Genomic DNA, 19,993 nt, shown 5'->3' on the forward strand with positions numbered 1-19,993 from the left:
CTCTTATCTTTTCATCAATCAACTAGTTAAAAAACTAAACTTGTAATTAGCTTTTTCATCCATTCATAAAAAAAGAACCAAGAATGTAAGACCTTGGTTCTTTTAAGTCACACTTTATATGATTTACATTTAAAGATTAAAGTACGGTGGAGAGGAGGTAAACCTCTATATAAAAAAGTTCAAAAATGGCTTTTACAGTTTGTCATTCAGTAAAGGTAGCTAGATTCTCTAAAGTGGACCGTAAACCCGTGTCGTGATCTTCCTTACGAATACCTTCAGGTACGTTCTCACAAATAATCGTGACCTTTGTGCCTTCCGAAATGGATTCTAAGAGCCATGTCTGTTTCATCTCACCTAAAAATTCTTGATCATCGGAATGGAATTTTACTGATTGAACAATTCGCTTGTTCGGAACCAACTCTAAAAACTTCACTCGGGACACATCGGTGTTTTCTGATGTCTTGCCAGGGTTCGAGTGATCCATTTCGTACGTGAGGGTCAATCGATACGTTCCGCCTTCGCGAGGATTAAACATGTCAATATGACCCGACATCCCTTCCGGTGGAAGCCACGAAACGAGTGCTTCTGGATGCAAGAATGACTGATAAATGGTTTGTGGTGATGCCACTATTATTCTTGAAGCAGAATCTGTTCTCCTGTTACCTGACACATGAGCCATAATAAAATCCTCCTTATTTTGCTCCTTACCTTCACTCGATCAACTTTCAATTAGTGTTAACCTTTTTCCGCGTATCTTTCCTCTAATTTATTTCTATGTACTGTAAAAACATCCTCTAAAGAGATATTATATTTATTAGCAATGACAGCTATATTGCCTAAAACATCCCCTAGTTCTTCAGTAAGAGCCACCTTATTTTGTTGATAATCTCCTCTTTCCTCTTCCGGTCTATCTCTACCAATTTCAAGAGCTCTAATTGCTCTAGCTACTTCTCCAGTTTCTTCAGATAGAAAACCAATTCGAATAAAAATATCTAAATCGTGCCAGCCTCGTTCTTCATAATAAGTTTGAATCCAATTTTGAAACTCTTCACTCGTCATATTCATCCCCCATATCAATATGTAGTATCAACAAATCTAATGTTACCACCATATGGAGTTAAGTTACATAATTGAGTGTTAAATTTTTCATTTAACATAGTTCTCTAATCCAATGATCTTGGAGTAAGTAGAAAATCAATCTGAAGAGCTGACATTAATAGAGAATAAACATCAAACTGTTACTTGAGACATCTGTAAATTACGATTTTCTTGTGAATTTCCCATTTACGAACATCCTTGAAACGTTAGCATAGCTATGAGGAAACCTATTCCTCATAGCTTTTTTAACTACTTTTCTTCATAAGGGGAATGTCACAAGGTAGAGACATGTTCCAGCACCTAATTGTAGAGTAAAGTGCGATTCTTTTCTATACAACACCCCGAGCGAATGGGCAAGATGGGATTCTTATACTAACAACCAAAATCTGTGCAATCCTTTTACTCTTTACTACTTTTCCAAGTCGTATAAGCGACTGTAACAACTGCTGCAGCCAAGTATACTAACCATCCAGGATGCCAGGTATCCCAAATAAAACCGATGGCCAAAAAAACAACCGTTGCCAATGGCCACATGACCGCATGAATCCACTCATGTTTAGTTGATTCCTCATATTCTTTATATTCCTTTAGGTATTCTTTATTGTGGGTAACCAACCGCTCCCCGTCCATTGCAGAACCAGCAATAATAAACAAATACACAGCAAAGGCCCATATTAACGGCATTAATGCTAAGAGGGGATCTCTGTTTGCATGACTTGTGTCGCTAGCTAAAAAAGGTATCCCAAAACTTAATATGATGATGACAATTCCCGTAACAATTAAGAGTCCAAACTTCTTGCGATTAGCCAAGCTTTTCTGTTTAAACTGTTGAATAAACGAATCATCAAAAATTAATGGTTGTGTTTCGAGTTCTTCATATGCTTTCACACTTAATCCTTGCCATACCAAGATGGCTACTCCACTAGCAATCACTACGATAAACAACACATAGCTAAACGCATGTTGAAAATACATCGGTAATAAGACCGAAGCTATAAGAATCGCCACTCCAGTTGCGATTTTTTTAGCGCCCTGCCTCTTATTTAGAAGATAGGCTTCCACGACTTCCTGACTGGCATAGTAACCTTCTTCCGTTCCTTGTTCTCCAAGAGATTGATCTTCCTCCTTTAATAGGTAATCCAGGGAAACGTGAAATAACCTACTCATCTTCACCAGTTTTTCTGTTTCTGGAAACCCTTGACCATTTTCCCATTTACTGATTGCCTGTCTTGAGACTTGAAGCTTTTCAGCAAATTCCTCTTGAGACCATCCTTTTTGGGCTCTCAATTTTTTTAGTTTTTGATAAAATTCCATTCTCCTCACCTCATTCTTATCGTAATCCAATGACCACTTTCCCTCTACCTACCAGCGGTTGCAACCGCGCCATTCCTGGTTGCACTTTTCATTTTTTGCGTGGCATCGCCGTTTTTTGGGTTGCTATTGCTCATTCGTTCCATTCAGCAACCTTATGTTTATTCCTCTAACGGTATATCTGAAAGAAGCGATACAAAGCGAAGAAACGTCATGAAAACCTTTTTAAGCACTAAAAAGACTTACCGAAGACTTTCCAAACACATTTAATTCCACTATTTCATCTTAATTACTGGTGATCTTAAACGCCATCACACTATGTTTAATGGTCGAAGTCAGTTCTTTACATTTAGAGAGTAGCTTAAAGGACTCTTCTTGTTAAGCAAAATTAGCAGTCCAAAAAATATAGCACAATAAGAACAGACTTAAGAATAAAATACTATAAGATTTCCACGTAATCACCATCTAAAAAGCCTCATAATGTTACGTTACTTCTAGTGTATTCATTGGCACGATTAAACTTAACAGTAAATCATCTATCCTCCTCAAGCACGTCAAAAACCAATAAAAAGAGGCTGAGACATAACGAAAAGTCGTAGTTGAAAAGACGAACAGTCTAAACTATGCTGAGTAGCACCGCTACAGGAGAATCCTTCGCTTTCCGGGGACACGGCCTCAGCCTCCTTCGTGAAAAACCGCCACTCGAGTCTTCAGACACGTGCTGATCCCCCAGGAGTCTTCGGATTCTCCTTCTGCTCATTTTCATATAAAACAAACGACGAACGTTCCTATTTTCAGGAATGTTCGTCATTTTGGTCAGTCTATCTACTTTTGCCCCAGCCTCGTTAACATAACGCTTCTTCTAAAGCAAATTGGGCTTTAGTCGCTCTTTAAACTCGTACAAGTGGTGATGGAATAAACCCAATTTTTATCATATAGTTAAAGTACGTGCGTAACAACTTCTTGTCCATTATGGGAAAAGTCAGCCCGCTCTCGCTAAGAGCCTTTTCCACATTGTTCGAATTGTACGTGGGCATATTTTCATAAAGCTCAAAGGCTGTCTTCCCATTATAAAGCTCTTCAGAGAGAAGTGTAAGAAATGGTGTCAAAGCATTATCGCTCGAATTCTTTGTATCCTCGATAAGTTGCTGAACCCAGTCTTTATAAGGAACCACCTTAAGCGAATAGCCGAGTGTGGTATTCATTTCTGCAAAGAAATCTTCAAGGTCCATACTATCTGTCGGCGGCGTTAGATGGTATGCTTTTCCAAAGTTAGTTGGATCGAGACAAATTTCTCGTACAGCTTTGGCCACAAAATCTACAGGTACAAATTCTTTTCTTTGTCTCGGTAAATGAGGATATGTCCCTAATTGGATGCAACCTTTGATCATTCGAGCAACGTAATCTTCGGTGTTATTTACACCTGTATGACGATCACCCATGATAAAGCCTGGACGAAACACCGTCATAGGAATACCCCTTTTGTTTGCTTCCCACATTACGCTTTCAGCAACCCATTTGCTTTGCGCATAACCCATGTCTTTATAAATAAACGGTTCACTTACCTCCAACCGACTATCCTCTTTTAATTCTTTAACATCCGTAAAATAACCAATCGGACCAAATACAGATATCGTTGATACATAATGAACCGGTTTGAGAGTTGACGTGCATGCAAGTTCAAGGATCATCTGTGTACCAGTTACGTTTGCGCTTTTGTGCAAATCGTAAGCTTGAACATAGTTTACTTTTGCCCCATTATGATAAATGACGTCAATGGTTTTCGCTAATTGATCAAATTCCTCTCGGGTTAGCCCGAACATTGGTCGATCTAAGTGACCAGGAATCGGTAGAATCTTCGGCTCATACGCATCAGACCAAATATGATACTTTTCCATATTCTGTTTAATGCGTCGAAGACCTTCTGCTACACTAGATGCACGAACGAGACAGTAAATATTCGCTTCCTCATCATGCTCCAGAAATTCTTTGATTAAAAATGCCCCTAAAAATCCAGTTGCTCCTGTTAAGAAGATGGCTTTTTGTTTATAGAATGAAGGGCTGAATGTAGTTGATGGTGAAATGCGTTCGTCTAATTGAATCTCATTGGCTAAATTTACTGTAGTTAAATCGGTTTCTGTAGATTGATTCGTTAGGAAGCTAGCTAGCTTGAAAATAGTGGAATACTTATACAACGCGCTTGACGGTAAGAAAGTGTCGAGTGCTTCTTTCATACGAATTATCGCTCGAGCTGCAAGAAGAGAGTTTCCTCCAAGTTCAAAAAAATCATCGTCCACGCCGACCTGATCGACTTGTAATAGATCTTGCCATATGTGTACCAGCTGTTGCTCCCTTTCTGTTTGTGGCGCTTTATAAGGCACGCCAAAGTTGGGACGAGTGAACAGTGTATTCGACAATGCCGCGCGATCTACTTTCCCATTAGTTGTTAAAGGTAAGCTATCTAGTATGACATAATTAGAGGGGATCATATATTCAGGTAATTTTTGCTTTAGATAGGCTGTTAAATTTTTAAGGTGAAAGGTTTTTTGATTCAACGGGACAAGATAGGACACGAGACGTTTATCTCCTGGCGTATTTTCTTGAATACTAACGGAACAATGCTTAATCTCATCATTTAGTATAATGTGATTTTCGATCTCATTAAGCTCTATTCGAAAACCACGAATTTTAACTTGATGATCCATCCTACCTAAATACTCAATAGTTCCATCTGGAAGCTTACGTACGAGATCCCCTGTTCTATAAAAACGCTCACGATTCAAGTAAATAAACATTTCTTTTGTGACATCCTCACGATGCCAATAACCACTCGCAAGACCGAGACCGCCTAGAAGAAGTTCACCAATTTGACCATCATCGACAATGTTCAATTCCTCATTTACGATTATCATGGAGGTTCCATTGAGAACCTTACCAATCGGAATGCTCGTATCGAAATTGGTTCGATTCGTCAATTCAAATGCCGTACTAAAGACACAGTTTTCCGTTGGACCATAAGCATTAAAAACCCGAGTATTTGGCAATCGTTCCACAGCTTTTTTTGCAATGGTAGGCGACATCACTTCCCCACCACTGATTAAATAGTTAACATCGATTAAATCGTCTATCCTTTCATCAACCATGAGGTTAAACAAGCCTGTGGTTAAAAACAGAATCGATACATTGTGATCACGTACCACCTTAGCAACACTTTCCGGTGTAATTGGTTCCGGGTTACTAATGGCTAACTTCGCACCATTTAATAAAGCCCCCCATATCTCAAAGGTGGCTGCATCAAAAGAAGTGGACGCAAAGTGACCGACGGTTTGCTGGTGATCAATTTGAAAATAATTTGTTTCTTTCACTAGTCGTATAATAGCTTGATGTGGGATCGCTACACCCTTTGGCGTTCCAGTCGATCCAGAAGTGTACATAATATAAGCCAAATCAAGTGGTTCAACGTTCATAGCTGGAGGAGTTGCTTTTATTAAATCAATTTGACTTGCTTCTTGATCAAGTAAGATGGTAGCTATTTGAAGGTAAGGCATTTGGGCTAGAGTGGTAGATGTCGTGATAAGAGTCGTGACGCATGAATCACCGATCATATATTCAATACGTTCTTGAGGGTATTTCGAATCAATAGGGACATAAACACAACCAATCTTGATTGTAGCTACTATCGCTACAATCAGTTGAGGCGATCGATCTAGGGACAGTCCGATTAATTGACCCTTCTTCACACCTTGATCCAGAAGATAATTGGCGAGACGATTACTAGCTTGATCTAGCTCTCCATACGTCATGTCCGAATGACCAAACGTTAACGCGATATCCTCTGGTCTTTCGTCTACCTGCATTGAGAAAATTTCCTTTAGACTGCGCTGCATCATAAAATAGCTCCTTTTTGTTTTTAACATACACGTTCCCAAAGATACTGCATCTCATTGCTTCTATTTGTACCTTTTAACAAGTATACCTTTCAATATGCTAGACTGATATTGGGAAATGTGTCATGTACCGATGACGCAAAGGAACAGGAAGTGAGTCAGGTAGACGATTTATAAATGTGTGAGCGAGACCTTTTCTATGGCACCATCTTCTATTTCGTATACAGCAGCTCCCATCAGGGGATTCGAATGAATATCAATAAACGCGTATTTCTTTCTATTATGAGAATAAAAAGGGTTACTAGAAGCCAAACAGATGTCTCTCAACTCATCAATTCGAAACAACCCTAGCTTAATTATGCTTTCTTTCTTAACCCACAACTTGTATAAGGTAGAGCTGATTTCATCCCCCTCTGCTAAAGAAATCGCTTCTCTCTCCAATGAGGACAAGAATGAGTCTCCAAATGCTGAGTCCAATACAGCCCCCATTTTTTCAATATCAATGCCTACTGGTTTATGAGCTGAAATACTTGCTACATAACCACTCGTATGTGACCAAGAGACAAACGTCGTTGCAGGGTGCATCACTTCTGGTTTGCCATGATTCCCACCACAAGTCGCACAATGCTGAGTCAATTCTATTTCATGAATCGCTACACCCGTAAGATGGTGTATACAGTAACGAGCAAGTAAATGAGCGGCTAGGTAATCTCTCTGATCATTAGGAAACCGGAATCGATTGTAGTTTTCCATTTCCTCTTGATTCAGTCTTATATCCATCCCACTTAAATTGTTTATGACATTTTCTGTCTTTCCATACACGATCGATATTGTCATATGTTCTCCTTTGATTGGCGTGTGTGCTGTTCAAATTAAAATGAAACAAATTGTCTAACGCTTTCTTTGAGCCTTTTTTCGGCTCATTTTTATCCATATAAATATTATCAACCAAAAAGCTATTCCTAACGATAAAAAGACTATCGGAAATGGATTTCCATCAAAAAAGTAATACATCCCAATACCAATAAGAATGTATAGAATCAGTAACACTACGTACTTTCCCCAATGACCAGGCATCGTCACCATTCCCTTTAAAAATTGTCTTTAGAATCACTTACCCTGATATAAAAAGTTTATTCAGAATTTACGAATATGGATTAGTTCTATTTCTCAAAGAATAAGTAACTTAATAAGTATACTTAACGATTTAGCCAGAGTGGTACAAGCAATTCATGAGTGTCACGGGGAAAATCAGATATGAATCAATCTTGATCGGTTTACAGCTCATCTTGAGCTTTTTACATTTTATAAAAGAGGCTGGGACGTAACGAAAAGTAGTATATGAAAAGACGAATAGTCTAAAATATGATGAGCAGAACCGCTACAGGAGAATCCTTCGCTCATTTTCATATAAAACAAACGACAAACGTTCCTATTTTCAGGAATGTTCGTCATTTTGGTCTGTCTATCTACTTTTGTCCCAGCCTCAGTATTTATATCCATATTATGCTTTAGTTTTTGTGTTGACTGAGGAGCACATCAACCTGGTCACATGTATCTGGAACCGTAATCGAAATCATGAAATTTCTATCAATCAGATATGAAAGAGACTAACGTAGGTTAAGTAAGCTGTTGTGCCTTTTCGTTATAGTTCTCAATAATGGAGATAGTACTATCTGCCACGTTACTTCCGAGAGATCCATATAATTCCTTATCACCGATGACGTAGAATTCCTCTTTCGCACGAGTTGCTGCCACATTCATAATATTGGCTTCAGAAACGGCCCAACTAGCTGCACCACTACTTGTAGAATCTGCCCCTAACACAAAGTAAACAATCTTCGCTTCTTTTCCTTGAAACGTATGTACTGTCCCGACATTGACTGGCTTTCCATTTTCTCTTTTTGTAAAATCAATGTCATCTAACACACGTGCCACTTTAAAAGCAACGTTTCTAAATGGTGTGATAACATAGATCTCCTCAGCTAAATCCGGTTTATGTTTCAAACGATTTGTAATGAGCTTTTTAAGTAAGAGAGCTTGTTCTTTCACATACTTGTCAATGGCATTTCCTGTTGAATCAAACCAATCTGATTTCCCCTGTGCGGCATCCCCTTCTTTACCTTGAACCATTAAGTTGTTATACGAGATCTCATTTGAAATGGTAAACATCGGGTAGTTTGACCGTCGATGCACCCAAAGAGGGATACCAATCCATTCTTCATCGTCTTTTTGAAAGCCAAACTGACTCGTTGCATCAACAAGCGTTTGAGTCGATGCATCAGCGGAGACAAAGGTTTCATCTACTTTGTAATGCCTCCCTATCAAACTTAAAACAGGCGAATCTAAAGTTAATACAGGCTTGATTTGTGAAGGGTCTCCAACGACCATCACCTTTTTACTTCTTAAGATGGCCCCGACACTCGCTTGCGGCAGTGCTTGGCCCGCCTCATCTATAAATAAATTCCCGATTGTGTTTTCATTCAAATGTTTAAACATCCGACCAAAACTAGCAAACGTTGTGCTAATGACAGGGATCGTGAAGTTGATCCATTGCCACGACTCAGCAAGTATTAAAAGCCCATTTTCTTTTGCAATGTAATCAGACTGCTTTTGCCAAATCATCCTCGCCTTCTTTACATTCTTTCTATTTTCATAAAGAAATTGTTTCCGTACTTTTAGCGCTGAAATAAAGAGCTCTGATTGTAAGGTACGGAAATGATCAGAAAACCATGGGTTGGATTTTTGGAGTTGATCATAGGAGAGTGAAAAATCAAGTACCTTCCTATCACTTTTCACCAAATCTTCTCTCAAGGCTGTTATTTGCTGCTCTAAATTTCGCAAAATCGTTTGTTCAGTACTAATCCATTGATTGAATTCAGCCTGTGATTCTTCAATCCGTTTCACTGCGCTCTTTACTCTTTTTTCATAATCATGTAGTTGCTTCTCCAACTTCGACTGCGTCTTTTTTAAGTCTGTTTGCTGTTGAGTCATCTGATTCAGTTTGTCATTTGCGCTTGTAAGCTCTTTCATGTATTCGTTCATTTCCGGCACCTTTAACAGTTTTTTCACCCAGAAAAGGCTCGGCTTCTTTGCGCTAATGACATCATAATTCCTTTCAGCTTGAGCTTGTACATTCTTTAGATCTTCGAGTTCGATAGATGTGCTATCATGTTCCTTTTTAAGATGAGCCATTTCCTGTTCGACTCTTTCCATGTCGTCTCTCTCTCTTTTTTCAACGGAGGCTAAGGCTTCATGCTTCTGCTTTTCTTTTTCATTAAAAGCAGCAAGTTGCTCAGTATAGTCAATGGTTACCTTTTGAAAAAGAGATACCTTTTCACTGAATTGTTGTATCGTTTCTCTTTCTTTTTTTAATCGTTCAGTAAGACGCATAAATTCCTTATAGGCATCTTCATTCGTTTGGTAGTCATCTTCTAAATTTTTCTCAATTGATTCGATATGTAAGAGAACGTTATTCATATTTTTTGAGGCGCCACCCTCCAATGAAAAGGTCCCCCAATTCTCATCTTCTACATGTTCAAGGGTAAGATCACGATTCTTTCCAACCCCTTCCACCTTTACTTTAGAGTTGGATAATTGCTTAAAATAATCGGCCTCAGCAAGCTGATTTTGAAATTCTTCTGAGATTTGCTCGTTCTTCGGCAATTCTCTAACAATGTTTTGAACCGCACCGTTATTTGAACTGGCAACAACGATATTCTTCTCAGAAATAATGTGTGGCAAAACACCCAATTTGGCATTTTTCCAGTACGGTAAGCTACCGTCTATACGTTTTGTAGATAAAGCGACGATTTCCGATGCTTGCTGTACAACTAAATCCGCAAAAATATCTTTAAGTAAGGTGGTTTTACCTGTACCTGGTGGACCATTTACACTACGAATGGGGTTACGATCATTTGAGGCGAGATTAACCGCAACCTGTTGCATAAAGGACAACGCAAACTTCGGATTACTCGGGAAACGTCCAAGAGGATAAAATTTCGGCTGTAAAATACTCTCAAAAGCACTCGGATTAAAGTGAGGGGACTCTTTATTGCTGTCAAGATTCTGGCGAGATCCTACAAACCCATTAAAATAGCGATCCAAGTTCTGATTCGACTTTTTCTTTGCCTTATTCAAATCCTCTATAAAAAACGAATGGAGATTAGGATCACTATTCGTGACATCGTTCACGAATTGATAACGAAACTGTTCCTTAGACACCACGTATTTTGTAAAAAGTTCCTTCATGGTTTGATTAAAGTCTTCTTCAAATCTCTTTTTCAAATCCTCTTTAAAATTATCTTCAAACCCGGTGAAGTTTTTAGGGAATTTCTTGTATTGTTGAACATAGCCACTCATTGTAAAGAATAACTCGTCTTCTTTGAAATTGAGTTCGTTATCAAAGCTTAATAAGAAGGTGAACTTGTCAGATTTACTCACCTCTTCATACGATTTTTCAATCTTAAATTGACTCCTCAACAATTCAATTACTTCTTCAAAATTGAAAATGCCAAAATAAAGTACGAGACCCGATTTCTTAAATCCCTTTTCAGTAATGTTTCGTTCTACTTTTTGCTTTTCTAAAAAGCGTAAGAAAAAGCTATGCCAGTCTTCTTCTTGAGTACGTAATGGCACTAAAGAAGAATCTTTTTTATTCATAGAACCTTCCGACAGCTGTTCGACCATGATCCATGCATCTAAAATATCATTTCTTTTATTCATGTGTCCCCCTGAATATATGTATCTGTTCACTACTTTTCCACAACCTGATTCATGATGCAGCCATACATTCTAGCCGCATCAATAGGAGTAGATCTCTTGAAAATTTTAACATAGTCTTTGGGTTTTAGCAGAACGATACACTTCGTACAACTTGCTATAGTCTATAACCTTATCTATTCTCTCCGATAAAGCAAGATCGGGTTCTTTTATTTCCTACCTTTTTTCATGTTGGCAAATAGTTTAATTTCCACAATTTGTATAGTAAATATGGTAAAGTGATCCTAGTTGGATACTACTAGGCAAAGAGGGTGTATAACATGCAGGAGGAGAAAATCCCTTCATCGAAGGTGGGTGCTAAAATTGTAGAATGGTATAGCTGTATTTTATCAAGCTCCTATGAAGACGCAACCATCCTCAAACATGAAGTGACGCAAATGCTCAAGAAAATGGAAGATGATGATAAAATCCTAGCCTATTATTCGCTTGTCAATTATCGACATGAGAATATGCTCGACGGAAACAACAAGAGCGTGTCGCTAGAGGATACGTTTCAGTATGTTGAAACGCAAATGGACCATTACTTAAAGTATTTGTACTATTTCGTCAGTGGTCAAGATGAATTTAATAACCATAAGTATCGAACTGCCGTTAAGATGTTTAGAAAGGCCGAAAGATTGTTGGAATATGTACAAGACGATGCAGAAGAAGCTGAATTTTTAGGTTATATGGGCTATGCGTACTATAGAATAAATCAATATCTCCTTTCATTATCGTATCTAGAACAAGCGGAAACAGTGTTTAGGCGCCTAAATCTAACTAAGAAAGCAATTAATAATAAGCAGGTGATGGGTGCGATTTATGTAGAATTAAGACAGTATGACAAAGGTGATCAAATTTTAATTGAAGCTCTCAATGAGAGTACCTATGCTACAACGACAGGAATTATATTAAGAGCACTTGGTCTTAGCCAGTTCTCACAAAACAACTATCCGTCAGCGCTTCATTATTTCAAAAGGGCTTTAGAGATTGAAGAACATGCAAACTCTATTTATGGAATGAACACTTTGGCGGAAATGGCTCATGCCCAATTTAAGCTTGGCGATAAGAGCAACGCACTTATTCATTTAGAAAAAGCCAAAGCAAGCGCACACTTTTACAATGATCTAGAGTGTAAAGCTAGATGCAAGTATTTGGAGGGTCTTTATCATGCAAGTAAAATCACAGTGGTTGACGAAGCTTTAGACGAATTACTTAACGCTGAACTGTATTTTGAGTTGTGTGAATTGGCTGAAGAATTAATTGACATTTTTGAAAAAAAGGGTGATGATAATAGCGTAATAAAGTACTTCAAGATCGCCTACAAAGCAAAGTTAAACCAAAACATGATTGGGGATGATCAAGAATGAAAAAGTATCTTTTCGCTTTTATTGCAGTAACCTTATTTACGTCTACAGCGTTTTCTATTCAATCCGATGATCATCATGTTATTGAACCATTTGGTAAGACTGGTTACGATCAAACATAAAATTCCTCTACCTTCTCAAAACTAAGGTATCCTTTGTTTTGAGGCATTTTTCTTATTTAGCATGTAAATTTAAAGAGAAAAAAAAAGTCGAAGATCGTTCCTTCCCCTCTTCGACTTTCTTTTATACATCAGCCGTATGATTGCGTTTTAAAAAGGTAATGAACAACGGAATTACTAATAAAATTGATAGAAAACTTATTATTGTATCAGGAACGAACTGAACGAATGTGCTATTAACAACGTATAATGCTATAGTTGAGACAAATAAAATCAGGTGTAGCACATCCCATGCTTTATTTTTGAAAAGAGAGACTCCCTTTTCTTTAGTAGCAATAATTAAAAATACGCCGATCATAAGAATGAAAAACGCCATATCTGACACTCCTTTTTAGATCAATGCCCTATTCCCCTATTGCGGAAAAACAGCCACTTCTACCTGTATCCTTTTCGAAGCTTTATTAATACTTACCTTGCTTCAATCCTCATACACATAGAATCTACCTCCTCGTTTATTCATCGGTTTGCTTCCCCAACGCAGACTAGATATTTCTGGCAATAAGTGCCTTCGATTGCCCCAATTTAATAGATGAACAGTGTCTAACTCCCCTACGTACCTATCAGTAACAAATTGGGAATTAAACGCAGGTTTATGGACATTAATCAACAACCGCTCGGCTAAGTGAATTTGTTCAAACCATTTATCATAAGTGATTTGATTCTCCCCACCTAATCGCCCAATGTAAATTCTTGTATGAGCCGAATCATTCATGACTAGGTACCTATCATTGTGTTGACCCAACCGCGTTTTAAACGTTTGATTATTGGCTTGGCCAATGTAAAGCAACACATCACTTCCATACGTAATATGATTTCCATAGATTTGATAGACACCATAATCGGTTGCCTCATTTCCCAACCGCTTCACTTCTTCAAACGTAAATGGTCCTTCCCAGTAAAGCTCAATCAGTATCATAGAAACACCCCTTTCTAAAATGGTCATTCATAGCTACCGTAGCTAATTCACTTGACCTCTGACAAGCCTCATTCCGATTAATCCTAACCAGAGTAAAAACAACATACCAATGGTTTCGGTTACTAGATGTAACGCATGATGCCCGAACATCAAAAAGACCCACGAAGTGAGATAACCAATAATAAGTGATCCACCTACAATGTAACCAAATAAACGTAACCGTTTGTTCTCGTTAAAAAGCTGTTTTGAATAAAGAATGACCCAGCATGCCAGTAACAAATTCGACAGCACGTAAAGACTTGTTGAAAACCCACCTTCCAGCATCGTCCACTCAAATACGTGCATCGCAAACTGCCTTCCGTACTCCGTTGTATGAATCTGATACAGGTTAATGGCATAAGCCACACTTACGGCTTGTAACATGAATGAAACCGAATAGATAAGAAAACCCGACACACCAGCAATCAGACCCGTCACACTGGCAAAGGACTTGTTCGGTAAAAGAAAGTACATACCTATTGGAACAAGGATTGTTACTAGCATAACAATTGATTTACTCCCATGATCCATTGCTACATAGCCAACTAATGTTGAGTGATACTCTAATCCTGCTTCCATCAAGGGAACACCTTGGTCAAATGTAGCTGGAACGGTAATCGAAAGTATGATATTTATGATTAACCAGATAAGAATAAATACAACATGGATAATGGCTATCCAGCCTATGCATTTGATCCATTTCTCTCTATTGCTTATTTGCATTCCCCTCATAACAACCCCTTCTCTCTTTCAAGCAATCTTATTTTCAGACCCTCTACAGTCTACCTTTTTTGACTATCCATGCACGTTCGTTCCTTTAAATTCTTACTACCCGCATCAATTTAAGTCTATCAATTGTTTCGTATCATCATTTATTAGAACTTCTCCTACCCATAATGGATTGCCCTTGTTTTGATGCAAATTCATTTCCTCCCCTATTTCTGTTAACGTGGTTTCAAATACAGTGATGGAATAACGCATATCTATTTCCACTGGCACATTTACAGATCTGTTTTCAGTTAAATAAAGGTTTGCATCTTTTTCAAAAGGATCATTAACATAAGCTACAGGGTGATGATCCATATACCTTGGCTCATCTAAGTGTTCAATTTCTAACATGTACTCATTTTGAGTCGCTTTATTTTTAGATACGATAAATTCTAAGTTAAAAACCGATTGTTCTTTACCAAAAGTACAGCTAGACAACGTTAAAAGAATTGTAAAAGTAAATATAGAGTAACGCAAAAGATCACTCCTAATGCAGTTAACAAATTCTATAAATTTATAAATTCATTCGTTCAACATGGGTGTCGTTACATATTCCAGTTGAATGTAGTCAACAAGATCCACTATTCTTTCATCATCGTAACCAGGCTCCGGAATATTTTATAGAGCGATTTGGTTAATTCATCTCGTTCAAATATCTTTATTACTCCCGCTCGTCTGAATTGAACCTTAGTCCCTTTAACCTTCACTTCTATATCCTTAACCGTAAAATGCCTTATCCCTGTAGCTTGATCAAGTTCATTTTCGGTTAATTCTATTTTCACTTTATCCGACACTCTTCTTAGTAGTTTCCAAATGAGCGCCTCTTCTTTGGATTTCATAAAGAGTTCCGGTAGTTCATTCGCTTCTCTTAGTTGAGTTAACGTTGTCATCATTGTATTTGCGATTCCATAGCGTACGGGTTTAATGGGATCAATTGATTGCCAAGACTCCATGCAAAAAGTCATTTGCTGATCTCTAATTGAAATATCTTCAATTCTTCCATAACAAACCACACCATTCGTCTCATTAACCTTTTTACCTACATAAAGAGCAAGGTGCGTTGCTTTACGCCAGTCTCGAGGTAACGTATTAATGGGGATCTTATACTCCTTCTTATGTAAGCTTTCTTTATAATTATCAATTGTTGAGACATTTGTAATGAGTACAAATTCATCTAACTCCGACTGCCACTTATGCTTTGTACCTTGAGGTAAAATGCCTTCATCATGGAGTTCTGACGGACTTTTTTCTACGATATTTTCAATTAGTTCTTCAACTAACTTTGTAGTAGAAGGAAGAAAAGGTAGTCCCCCGATGTTGACTTCTTCAATACTTTTAAAAAATTGGTGTTCCCGATATCCCTCTTCAAACCCAAAGGGAAACAATACATATGCACCAAAAGCTGTTTGTTCATATGGACCTTGACGTTTGTGAACAATTGCATCTCGGTAACGGTGCATTGTGTTAATGTCTTCTTCCATAGGCCCTGGAATCTGATATTTAAGCCCGTAGTAACTTTCCTCTGCAGCAAAATCAATTCGATACTTCGCGTCAAACACATAATTAAAAGATTGATTCATTCCTTTTTTCGTAACACTAAGGACAATGTCTGGCAATTGGGTTGTGGTCGGATTCCATTCACGTTTTTGATAAGTTAGCTTCATTTTTTCACCGGTAAGGGGATGTTCAAAGAGTCTAGATGCACTTTTGCTCGCATCTAAATTTACAAACAATCCGTTTGATGTGGCAGACACAACATCTTGACTAATTGAAAGGTAGCGTTTGCTTAAAATCTGTCCAACCTTTAAAAATGTCCAGTATTCATACAACTCAGCAACATTTTTAACCGACATTTGGTACTGTTGGCCAAATAGAGCTAATCCTTTTGAAACCGTCAAATAAATGTGTAACACATCACGATACCCAGGTGCCATTTGTAAAACCGTGTTAAATTGCGTCATCGGAGTTGCTTTAATTCCTTGCCAGAATGGTGTCCTGAGTTTATGTTTTAAAGCATTTAACTTTTCCATTACTTCACTGCGAACAACCGCAAATTCATCAACTGCTTGGTATCGACTCCGACTGGACAACTGTTTCGTAAGGTCAATTAATTTCTCAACCACCCTTTCCATCATCCACTTTATATATTGATTTTCTGGCGTATTGTACACAACATACATTTGCCGATTTAACGCTTTTGACGGAAGTAGGGTCTTGCCATTGACCTCCAATCCCATTGGATGCTCTACAAAAAGTCGACCATTCTTTCTTAATTGCTTTCGACTGTAAGAATCTAGCCGCTTCACTTTATCGGCGCGTTCCAACTCGTACGTTTTTTGTAAGTTGTGATGAGGCTGTGCCTCAATTCTAGTGATTGCTTTAACAAATGAATCAAAATGATAGGTAAATAACCGATAGAACTCCGACATCGTTGGCTGCCCATCTATTCTAATCGTCGCACCTAAGTGTGTTTTCCGCAAAAAATGATAAGATAAATTATAAATTTCATCATTTACTTCATTTAATAATTGTCGATAATCTTCTTTATAGTCTAATTTAGCTGGAAAAATCTCTATGGTTGTCGTCAATAGCGTTTCCGTTTCTGACCTCACTTCAAACGTTGACAACCCAACTTCACTCCCAAAATTGAGTTGCCCCATTAGTAAAGACTGTGACCCAACATTTAACTCACTTACGGCATTTCTAAATAAGTGGAATTCATGATGAAACGAAACCTTTCGATCATTTTTTGGAATGATTAAGAATTGGTAGGTCGTTTGTTCAAAGAAAATCGGCCGGAAAGGACCCTCATCAAGTAACACTAAGTGTTGATGATCGACGTCAAATACCTTAATCGATTCAACTTCTTTCCCGTCCGCTTTACATTCCATCTCATCATGAAAATCCAAACTCCGATACGTCTGTAATCCTTCATATCGAGGGTGATACGGTCTACCTTTTACAATAAAAGAAAAGCAAGCTGTTTCAATCTGAAGTAATTCAACTTCCTCACGAGCTGATCCAGAAGGATGTAAAGCCATCTTGTTCCAGCCCCCTCAACATCTCAGCCACTTTCTCCGTGCTTTTTCGATAGTTTGCTAGCTCTATTTCCTCTGCAACAATATCCGCATACTGTTGAATTCGCTTTCCTGTTAACACGTCAAATAATGCTAGTAGAACATCTCTCATTCGCGCATCGCTACCTGTTAACCTAGGCAATATCTTCTGCAACAAACACAAATCAAACGCATCGTTCTGGGATAATAGACGATCGCGCTCATTATAGACCAGGTAAAAACAAATTTCGTCTCTTATTCGATAGCCAATATGAGACCCATTTAATTTAAGTGCTTCATTTACACGTACAAGAAGCTCTGTCACTTCATTTATTAAGCTCGGGTTTAATGCATAAACATCTTTAAGGGTTAAGAACTCTGCTTCTAAACGCTTATTGTGAAGAGCGATTGGCGCTTGCTCCTCTAAATCAGTTAAAAAAGATAAGTGATCAAGACGGACACGATTAAATTCAATTGTATTTGCTCGATCTAATACTTTCTTACTGAAAGGAAAAGTCGTCTCGTCCATATTGACTGTACCAATTAAGTAGACATTTGCCGGTAAATACACATCTTGACTCTCAACTTGAAATGGTAGTACCCTTGAACTCACCTGTTTCCCATCTTGCCACTTCTTGCTTTCCATGACACTCAATAAATCACTAAAGTAATATTCAACACGAGCTAAATTCATTTCATCCAATAAAACGAAATAGGGTCGGGTTGGATCTTCAATAGCACGAAGCAGCACATCGGTTAATGGCCCCTTTTGAAATTCTCCTTTTAAATCTTCAAACCCTATTAAATCGGTCCCATCATTCCAATCTGGACGAACTGGTATAACGGTAAATTGACCATTTTCTTCAGTCGCCCCAAGACTCTCCGCGAACCAACGAACAACCATGGTTTTACCCGTTCCTGAGATTCCTGATAAGATAACAAACGGCTTTGTTTTGAGAGACAGATAAAGATTGGTTACTTCTTCTTTTTCATAGTAAAACCCCTTACCGCTAATATAGGTATGGATGTGATCTACCACACGTATTGGCTCCCACTCTACCATCGATTCCTGCACCATTTCCGCTCCAGACTGAGGAAGCTCATATGCGTCTTTCTTATTCAAAAATTGAATATAGGACTCGTAATAACCGATCATCATTTCTAAATCTTGTATCAACGTCTCTTCCGAAGGCATTTGTTCACGATCATATTCAATGTATGCAGCTGTAGATTCCGCATAACCCTTAGCCGTCTTCCCTGCACCCATATTAAGTAAATCGTTCTTATTAATCCTAGCATCCATTTCGATGTTCTGACGTATTTCTTGCTTCACGTTTGCCATCGTTTGCGAATCCGTATTCGTCACCCCTTGTCCAAACGCTAGAAACAATTTACTCATATCTTCATGAAACAAATAAACAATGTAAAAGCCATTTTGAGTTGAACGTGTAATATCCTTATGTAAAAAAGCAATCCATGGTGTAAATGTCCAATTCCCCTGACCAACAGATGTCTTTATTTTGAATTGATCATGAATAAACGGTAATTTTTTTAGCTCATTAGCCGCCGTTTCATTCACAAGTTGATACATCTCATTGTCTTTTGAAAACTTTTCCTTCCTTGCAGACGAATAATTGTTTAATATACTTATAAATGTCTCTCTTAACCTTGTATTCAACGGTAAGCGCTCCTGACTGTTTTCAATATCATGAATCGGTAAACAATTTTCATCAATTAAATGAAAATAGGAAAGCCAATTTAGTGTATGCGATAGTCTATCCTCTGCAACGGATTGCGTAATTTGATTTTCACCCCGAGAATTCCAAACGATCTTTCGTACAATTTCAAACAATAGTTGCTTTCTTGCACCCTTATTTTTATCTTCTGAATAAACTAAGACAGATAAAACCATCTGAAAAAAACGTTGCGATAGGATTTGAGTTTTAAGCAACTCGTCCCGCTCTTCTTGATTGGATGAGGCACGATATCTTTCAAAAAAACTATTCTGTTCATAATGTTCTTTATCCAAAATGCCGAGCATCCTTACGTTTTGACGCGCATTTGATTTTCGTCGAAAAAGATTTTGATTCCCTGCTAATTGTTCGCTAAGTCGATCAGCTTTGTACGTTCCAGTAGCCAACTCTTCTAGAAATATTGTTACATCTTTAACTGTACTGACAGGCAATTCTTCTGTATGAAATGACGTTAATCGGATGACACCTTCTTCAACGGAAATCTCTGCAAATGGAAGGCTAGCCAACAAACTCGCCACTAACACATCTTCATTTATTGAATATGACCCTTCATTTAATAATTGTTTATAAACTGTAAGAAGTTCATTATATTGAATCGATTCAGACTTTCCATTTTCTAAACTGAATTCTACTGAATTATCATTGACTAATTTAACAGTTATTTCTATATTGCCCTTTAACAAAAACATACTAGGCTTTCTTTTAAGATACTCGTTTAATAATTGTTCAAACAAATGATCAACACCTCTACTAATCTCTTAACCTTTCTATCTATTATATAAGACCTTAGCCATGAGTTAAAATAGAAGCTTATTTATTGAAATTTAAAACACAAAAAAGAACCGTTCACTTAAACG

Annotated in this window: 14 protein-coding genes; 2 read left to right on the top strand and 12 right to left on the bottom strand. The window is 37.8% G+C overall.

The features are described 5' to 3' along the window. Positions 1-202: 202 nt before the first annotated feature. From BK583_RS17860 to BK583_RS17890, 6 genes are all read right to left on the bottom strand, one after another. Complete coding sequence (locus BK583_RS17860; RefSeq protein ID WP_055737435.1) at positions 203-679, bottom strand: SRPBCC domain-containing protein; 477 nt, start codon at positions 677-679, stop codon at positions 203-205. A gap of 56 nt (positions 680-735) precedes the next feature. Next, the gene (locus BK583_RS17865; protein WP_035398778.1) at positions 736-1,059 is read right to left on the bottom strand and encodes a MazG nucleotide pyrophosphohydrolase domain-containing protein; all 324 of its coding nucleotides are present in this window, start codon (positions 1,057-1,059) and stop codon (positions 736-738) included. 438 nt (positions 1,060-1,497) lie between these two features. Beyond that, entirely contained in the window at positions 1,498-2,412 is a 915-nt protein-coding gene (locus BK583_RS17870; RefSeq protein WP_055737437.1) for a helix-turn-helix domain-containing protein, read from the bottom strand. Between the two features lie 887 nt (positions 2,413-3,299). After that, positions 3,300-6,299, bottom strand: a complete 3,000-nt coding sequence (locus BK583_RS17875) for an amino acid adenylation domain-containing protein (protein WP_055737438.1) — start codon at positions 6,297-6,299, stop codon at positions 3,300-3,302. A gap of 168 nt (positions 6,300-6,467) precedes the next feature. Next, the gene (locus BK583_RS17880) at positions 6,468-7,133 is read right to left on the bottom strand and encodes a 4'-phosphopantetheinyl transferase family protein (RefSeq protein ID WP_055737439.1); all 666 of its coding nucleotides are present in this window, start codon (positions 7,131-7,133) and stop codon (positions 6,468-6,470) included. Between the two features lie 783 nt (positions 7,134-7,916). Beyond that, positions 7,917-11,021, bottom strand: a complete 3,105-nt coding sequence (locus tag BK583_RS17890) for an AAA domain-containing protein (protein ID WP_055737441.1) — start codon at positions 11,019-11,021, stop codon at positions 7,917-7,919. Positions 11,022-11,338: 317 nt separating this feature from the next. Here BK583_RS17890 and BK583_RS17895 point away from each other — a divergent pair, with 317 nt between their 5' ends. Next, positions 11,339-12,427: a response regulator aspartate phosphatase gene (locus BK583_RS17895; RefSeq protein ID WP_055737442.1), complete on the top strand. Its 1,089-nt coding sequence runs from the start codon at positions 11,339-11,341 to the stop codon at positions 12,425-12,427. After that, positions 12,424-12,546 carry a hypothetical protein gene (locus BK583_RS21330; protein WP_269083182.1) on the top strand — a complete coding sequence of 41 codons (123 nt, stop codon included), beginning with the start codon at positions 12,424-12,426 and terminating at the stop codon, positions 12,544-12,546. Before BK583_RS17895 ends, BK583_RS21330 begins: the two co-directional genes overlap by 4 nt. 121 nt (positions 12,547-12,667) lie before the next feature. Here BK583_RS21330 and BK583_RS17900 read toward each other — a convergent pair whose 3' ends face one another. The 6 genes from BK583_RS17900 to BK583_RS17925 form a co-directional block, all read right to left on the bottom strand. After that, a complete protein-coding gene (locus tag BK583_RS17900; RefSeq protein ID WP_055737443.1) occupies positions 12,668-12,919 on the bottom strand; it encodes a hypothetical protein in 252 nt (83 codons plus the stop codon). A 102-nt stretch (positions 12,920-13,021) separates the two neighbouring features. Continuing rightward, positions 13,022-13,519 (bottom strand): hypothetical protein, encoded by a 498-nt coding sequence (locus tag BK583_RS17905; RefSeq protein WP_236702470.1) that lies wholly within the window; start codon positions 13,517-13,519, stop codon positions 13,022-13,024. Positions 13,520-13,561: 42 nt separating this feature from the next. Then, a complete protein-coding gene (locus BK583_RS17910) occupies positions 13,562-14,290 on the bottom strand; it encodes a hypothetical protein (RefSeq protein WP_139366209.1) in 729 nt (242 codons plus the stop codon). A gap of 105 nt (positions 14,291-14,395) precedes the next feature. After that, entirely contained in the window at positions 14,396-14,803 is a 408-nt protein-coding gene (locus BK583_RS17915; protein ID WP_055737446.1) for a protein-tyrosine phosphatase family protein, read from the bottom strand. Positions 14,804-14,907: 104 nt separating this feature from the next. Continuing rightward, positions 14,908-17,367, bottom strand: a complete 2,460-nt coding sequence (locus BK583_RS17920; RefSeq protein ID WP_055737447.1) for a restriction endonuclease-like protein — start codon at positions 17,365-17,367, stop codon at positions 14,908-14,910. After that, a complete protein-coding gene (locus BK583_RS17925) occupies positions 17,336-19,870 on the bottom strand; it encodes an MrcB family domain-containing protein (protein WP_055737448.1) in 2,535 nt (844 codons plus the stop codon). The genes BK583_RS17920 and BK583_RS17925 overlap by 32 nt, the downstream gene beginning before the upstream one ends. Positions 19,871-19,993: the final 123 nt, after the last annotated feature.

Origin of the sequence: Shouchella oshimensis (assembly GCF_002019765.1) — a bacterium.
GTDB classification, from domain to species: domain Bacteria; phylum Bacillota; class Bacilli; order Bacillales; family Bacillaceae_D; genus Shouchella; species Shouchella oshimensis.

What these genes read in the sequence shown, in the direction of transcription:
- BK583_RS17895 (WP_055737442.1), top strand. Translation starts at nt 11,339, where the DNA reads ATGCAGGAGGAGAAAATCCCTTCATCGAAGGTGGGTGCTAAAATTGTA.
- BK583_RS21330 (WP_269083182.1), top strand. Translation starts at nt 12,424, where the DNA reads ATGAAAAAGTATCTTTTCGCTTTTATTGCAGTAACCTTATTTACGTCT.
- BK583_RS17860 (WP_055737435.1), bottom strand. Translation starts at nt 679, where the DNA reads ATGGCTCATGTGTCAGGTAACAGGAGAACAGATTCTGCTTCAAGAATA.
- BK583_RS17900 (WP_055737443.1), bottom strand. Translation starts at nt 12,919, where the DNA reads ATGGCGTTTTTCATTCTTATGATCGGCGTATTTTTAATTATTGCTACT.
- BK583_RS17890 (WP_055737441.1), bottom strand. Translation starts at nt 11,021, where the DNA reads ATGAATAAAAGAAATGATATTTTAGATGCATGGATCATGGTCGAACAG.
- BK583_RS17870 (WP_055737437.1), bottom strand. Translation starts at nt 2,412, where the DNA reads ATGGAATTTTATCAAAAACTAAAAAAATTGAGAGCCCAAAAAGGATGG.
- BK583_RS17920 (WP_055737447.1), bottom strand. Translation starts at nt 17,367, where the DNA reads ATGGCTTTACATCCTTCTGGATCAGCTCGTGAGGAAGTTGAATTACTT.
- BK583_RS17865 (WP_035398778.1), bottom strand. Translation starts at nt 1,059, where the DNA reads ATGACGAGTGAAGAGTTTCAAAATTGGATTCAAACTTATTATGAAGAA.
- BK583_RS17910 (WP_139366209.1), bottom strand. Translation starts at nt 14,290, where the DNA reads ATGAGGGGAATGCAAATAAGCAATAGAGAGAAATGGATCAAATGCATA.
- BK583_RS17905 (WP_236702470.1), bottom strand. Translation starts at nt 13,519, where the DNA reads ATGATACTGATTGAGCTTTACTGGGAAGGACCATTTACGTTTGAAGAA.
- BK583_RS17875 (WP_055737438.1), bottom strand. Translation starts at nt 6,299, where the DNA reads ATGATGCAGCGCAGTCTAAAGGAAATTTTCTCAATGCAGGTAGACGAA.
- BK583_RS17880 (WP_055737439.1), bottom strand. Translation starts at nt 7,133, where the DNA reads ATGACAATATCGATCGTGTATGGAAAGACAGAAAATGTCATAAACAAT.